The sequence below is a fragment of the Bacillus salipaludis genome (genome assembly GCF_004358205.1).
In genome coordinates, this window is the sequence record NZ_SMYO01000094.1 from 1 (window position 1) to 1,421 (window position 1,421).

General features: G+C 41.7%; 1 protein-coding gene. It reads left to right on the forward strand.

Annotation, left to right across the window (positions count from 1 at the left end; genetic code table 11):
- Positions 1–4 precede the first annotated feature (4 nt).
- The coding region (gene hutH, locus E2K98_RS30565; protein ID WP_133340751.1) for a histidine ammonia-lyase at positions 5–1,421 on the forward strand (1,417 nt) is incomplete at its 3' end.

The window sequence follows — 1,421 nt, forward strand, 5'->3', positions numbered from 1 at the left end:
ATAAATGATTACATTAACTGGCCAAGGTTTAACGTTAAAGGAAATGAAAGAAGTATTATATGGTGGTCAAAAGGTCCAAGCATCAGATAAAAGCATGGAAGCAGTAAAAAAGAGCAGGGAAGCAGTAGATCGAATCGTTTCAGAAGGAAGAGTGATCTACGGGATTACAACTGGATTCGGTAAATTTAGTGATGTGTTCATCGATCAGAACGATGTTCAAGACCTTCAGTTGAACTTGATCCGTTCTCATGCATGCGGTGTCGGCGAACCATTCCCTGTGGATGTAGCAAAAGCAATGGTACTTCTTCGTGCCAATGCACTTTTAAAGGGTTTTTCTGGCGTACGTCCAGTGGTAATTGAAACATTATTAAAGCTTGTGAATCATGATATTGTACCTGTTATTCCGCAGCAAGGTTCACTTGGCGCAAGTGGAGATTTAGCACCACTTTCCCACCTAGCCTTAGCACTTGTTGGTGAGGGAGAGGTATTTTACCAAGGAAATCGTATGGATTCTTTAACAGCGTTCCAAATCGAAGGAATTCAGCCGATTACATTAGAGGCAAAAGAAGGATTAGGAATTATCAATGGAACACAGGCGATGACAGCAATGGGCGTTGTCGGCTACTTAGAAGCAGAACAGCTTGCGTTTGAAAGTGAGCTTATTTCTTCAATGACGATTGAAGGTTTAACTGGAATTATCGATGCATTTGACGAAGACATTCATGTTGCCCGCGGTTACCAGCAGCAAATCGATACAGCAGCAAGAATCCGCAGCTATTTAAGTGACAGCTTGCTGACTACCCAACAAGGCGAGCTTCGAGTGCAGGATGCTTATTCACTTCGTTGTATCCCACAGGTTCATGGAGCTTCATGGCAGGCACTTGATTATGTAAAAGAAAAATTAGAAATTGAAATGAATGCAGCAACAGATAATCCATTAATTTTTGATGATGGTGATAAGGTTATCTCTGGCGGTAACTTCCATGGTCAGCCAATTGCGTTTGCCATGGACTTTATGAAAATTGCCGTTGCGGAAATGGCTAATATTTCAGAACGACGCATTGAACGGTTAATCAATCCACAATTAAATGATCTGCCGCCTTTCTTAAGCCCAGAGCCAGGTCTACAATCTGGTGCGATGATTATGCAATATGTGGCAGCAGCGCTTGTTTCTGAAAATAAAACATTGGCACACCCTGCAAGTGTCGATTCCATTCCATCTTCTGCAAACCAAGAGGATCATGTAAGTATGGGAACCATTGGCTCAAGACACGCTCATCAAATTATTCAAAATGCAAGAAGAGTTCTTGCGATTGAATTGATTTGTGCCATGCAGGCTGTAGAATACCGTGGTGTGGATAAAATGGCTACACAAACAAGAAGACTTTACGAAAAGGGAAGAGAAATTGTTCCTTCTATTA